Consider the following 3,770-nt stretch of genomic DNA (forward strand, 5'->3'; position numbering starts at 1 on the left):
TGCGATAGTCAACCCAAAATCCTAGCTTTTTGAGTTCCCTAGAACGAAAACCTTGTACTTTTTCAAGACCCAAAAAGGCACTTACCTTTATCTGTCAATGCTTTTATATTTATTCAGCAAGCCCTAAATATTTAAACAATCATTAGACATCTCCAGAAAAGAGGGAGTAGGGAGTAGGGAGTAGGGGTAAATAATTGATAATTTCTTTAGGATAATTGATTTGATTTTTTATTATTGGAGATGTCTATTGATATAAATTAATGAGTTTAACTTTACAAGCAGTAATAACTTTATCCGTGATAGTTTTAATCCCATTCTAGTTTTTCTCTCTTATCTTGATAGAAATCGGGGTCATTTCAATTAGGCGCAGCATGACCTAGGAAAGTATTGGGATTGAAATCTGGAATATTCTCTTTTTCTTGGTCGATTTGATATGGCACAGGTTTCCTCGTAATACCCTACGAGAATATCCGAATATCGACCGTTTTTTATTCCCTTAAAAGGGGAGGTTTTAGACCACAATTTTTCGGTAATAGATTGGGGTTAAGAGCAAACTTAATAGCTGGTAATTATAATTACGATTTAGCTGATTGAGTAAAAAAAAATCTATTAAATTTCTAATTAGGGTTTGCTGAAAAAGTTTTTTTGCTGGGGTAGGAGAAAGGAGAAAGGAGAAATGGGAATGTAGAGGAGGTAGGAGTAAGAATTGTCTCTCAATTTTTCTGCCATAATCATCCCAAAATACTAGCTTTTTGAGCTTTTTCCACCGAAAAGCTGGTACTTTTTTTCAACTCTAAAACTAATATCAGTCAATACTTTTAGAATTAATCAGCAAACCCTAATTAGTTGAGCTGTTAATCATTAGCTGATTTTTTAAGTATGCCGATTTTTAATGACTTGGCTAGGGAGCGATCGCTCAATATCAATGATGAAAATGTAAATACACTTGGCATAAACTTGTTACTACTCAAAACTATTCTGTTTTTGACCATTTTCTTTCTGCAGTCCAATGCCTATCTGATGATTGATATATTTTTACTTCTTTAATACCAGCATCTTTAACTATTTTTTCTACTTCAACAATCGTTAGAGCAGCTTGCAAAGAATCTCTAAATAATTTCTGTTGATGTTGATTACAATCTCTAGCGTATTTGTTTACAAGTTCCTCTTTTAATTCTGGAGTTTCTGGACGAAGTAAGTCTCGTATAAATATTCCACCTTGAGGCTGCAAAACTCTTTTAACTTCTTGAAATAATAGTAATGGCTCTGATAAATGGTGAACAATACTGTTAGAAATTACCATCTCAAAACTATGTTCTGAATAGGGTAATTTTTTGGCATCTACTAATTCTAATTTGACCTGTGATTGTAATTGTGCTTTTTCAATATTTCTCTCTCCAATAGTCAGCATATTTTTTGATAAATCAATGCCAATTATTTGCCATTCTGGTTGTTGCTGACATATTAATATCGGTATTCTGGCAGTACCAGTACCGACATCAAGAACTAATCCTTTTTTTGGGCCGATTTCTATAGAACTTTCTGCAAAGGCTTGATTGACTTGCAAAAAGTCCATTGAGTCATATTCTTCTGCTTCTTCCCATGTGTCCATGACCTCTGGTTCTAATATTCTGTCCATAATTTTTTCTGTTTCAGTGCAATTCTTACCTATAGCCAAAACAACAATACATAAATCTAGTTTTTTGTCAAATTTTCGATCTTTATTGTTAAGCTGTCTCTAGAAAAATTGTTTTTTCCTCCAACAAATTAAAATTAAAATTACTTAACATAATACGATTTAAATATAACTTGCAGAGTTTTTTTACAAATTAATTACACCAATCCTGTGACTATAAAAATCATATCATGGACTGCAAATTAATTGACATACTCCCGGATCAAATCTAGCGATTATGATGCGGGATTCTCATCATTGATGATTCTACATTCATTGAGATGACTTACATTAACAATATTGCTATTATCAATCCAGCGGTCAAACTCTCCTGTAGCGTTTGGGATTTTGTCCCCAGTTTCCGAGTGCCCCTCGGTACTGTTAAATATCACTCCCAACATCTCCATCCCTTTAGCTAGAATATTTCTTGCTGCGTTATGGTCTCTATCTGCTATATAACCGCAATGTAAGCATTTATGAGTTCTAATAGACAATGATTTTTTTACCGTTCGACCACAATTTGAACATTCTTGAGATGTGAAATGGGGAGGTACTGCTACACAAACAATTCCGTGTAACTTAGCGTAATACTCAAGCCATTTTGTAAATTGATGCCAACTTGCATCAGATATTGACTTAGCTAAATGATGGTTTTTAACTAAATTGGCAATCTTCAAATCTTCGTATACTACCAGATCGTTAGATTGGATTAACGCCCGTGCAGTTTTTATTGCATGGTCTTCACGTTGTCTACTAATTTGAAGATGTTTTTTAGCTAATTGAATCCTTGCTTTGTGGTAATTATTTGATTGAGTTTTACCTTTTTTATGGCGACGCGATACTCTCCGTTGTAGTTTTTTCAGCCTTTTTTCTGAGTTTCTCAGGTACTTAGGATTATTAATCGCTTTACCGTTACTATCAGTATAAAAAGCATTTAAACCTAAGTCTATTCCTACTGAATCACCTTGAAAATTATGACTTTCTTTTCTCTCAATATCAACTAAAAACTGGCAATAATAACCATCTGCACGCCTGATAACTCTAACTCTATTTATTTGTTGTTCTGAATACCAAACTAAATCACGGCTAGTCCACAATTCAAATTTACCTGCTTTAAAACCATCTTTGAACTCAATTGTTTTTCTGTCTGGCGATAATTTATAACCAGAAGTTTTATATTCTACTGAACGGGTAAATTTTTTAAATTTTGGGTAGCCTTTTTTCCCTGGTTTATTTAGCTTGCAATTTTGGTAAAACCTGTTTATTGATTGCCATGCTCTGTCAGCAGATGCTTGTCTTGCTTGAGAGTTTAGTTTTTTAGCCCAAGGAAAATTATTGTCTTTTGCTAGCACAGCACAAAGTTTTTGTAAGTCGTTCCGTTTGACGTTTTTATTGTCTATCCAATAGCGCAAACAACTATTCCTAATGAATTGACCTGTAAGAATCATTTCATCTAAAACTTTGTATTGATTTTGACTGCCTTTTAACTTGGCCTCAATTACTAACAAAATACAACTAATTTCTTAACTACATTTACTATTATCAATAATTTTACCTGCAATGTCAACCGGGTAAACTATAGATATTTGTATCTAATTGTGACATCGAATCACAATATATATACCTACTATTCATCCCAGCACTAAATTAAAATTATAGTGCTGGCCTTCTGGTAGTTTTAGGTAAATTCGTCAAATAATTGAGAATAATGTCAATAACTAGCCAACTTTACGTTTATTCATAATTCACTTAACATAACAATTTTAAAATTATCTCTTCAGAAATATTTGTTTTAATAATATAAACAACAGTAAGTCGGCAAAATTAAACGTAAACCAGAAAACATATAGCACTTTACGCTGGTGCTATAGATTAAGATTTGACATACTCCCCGGCGTAAACGCACGGGGATTCTCCTGGAACCAGGATTCTTGGTTCAATGAGTCCACTTAAACTAAACACCTTACAGCATCTAGTCCAGAGATGGTTCTCACGCCTGCGCGTTCGCTCTATTGCCTCTTTCAGAGGAGCTGCGCTATCAAGAGCCTGTTGACCTATGCCCTACGGTACAGTTTAAACCTTAAAAAAAACTTTG

Annotated in this window: 3 protein-coding genes; all 3 read right to left on the reverse strand. The window is 33.8% G+C overall.

The window, feature by feature from the left end; translation table 11 throughout:
- Positions 1 to 854: 854 nt before the first annotated feature.
- Complete coding sequence (locus tag F6K54_RS41730) at positions 855 to 992, reverse strand: hypothetical protein (RefSeq protein ID WP_293090374.1); 138 nt, start codon at positions 990 to 992, stop codon at positions 855 to 857.
- Positions 974 to 1,639 (reverse strand): class I SAM-dependent methyltransferase, encoded by a 666-nt coding sequence (locus tag F6K54_RS41735; protein ID WP_293090375.1) that lies wholly within the window; start codon positions 1,637 to 1,639, stop codon positions 974 to 976. The genes F6K54_RS41730 and F6K54_RS41735 overlap by 19 nt, the downstream gene beginning before the upstream one ends.
- A 272-nt stretch (positions 1,640 to 1,911) precedes the next feature.
- A complete protein-coding gene (locus F6K54_RS41740) occupies positions 1,912 to 3,183 on the reverse strand; it encodes a transposase (RefSeq protein WP_293090376.1) in 1,272 nt (423 codons plus the stop codon).
- Between the last annotated feature and the right edge of the window lie 587 nt (positions 3,184 to 3,770).

The organism is Okeania sp. SIO3B5, from assembly GCF_010692555.1.
Lineage (GTDB): Bacteria > Cyanobacteriota > Cyanobacteriia > Cyanobacteriales > Microcoleaceae > Okeania.

Bases quoted from the DNA above. Each gene is read 5' to 3' on its own strand.
- F6K54_RS41735 (WP_293090375.1), bottom strand. From the start codon at position 1,639: ATGGACAGAATATTAGAACCAGAGGTCATGGACACATGGGAAGAAGCA.
- F6K54_RS41730 (WP_293090374.1), bottom strand. From the start codon at position 992: ATGGTCAAAAACAGAATAGTTTTGAGTAGTAACAAGTTTATGCCAAGT.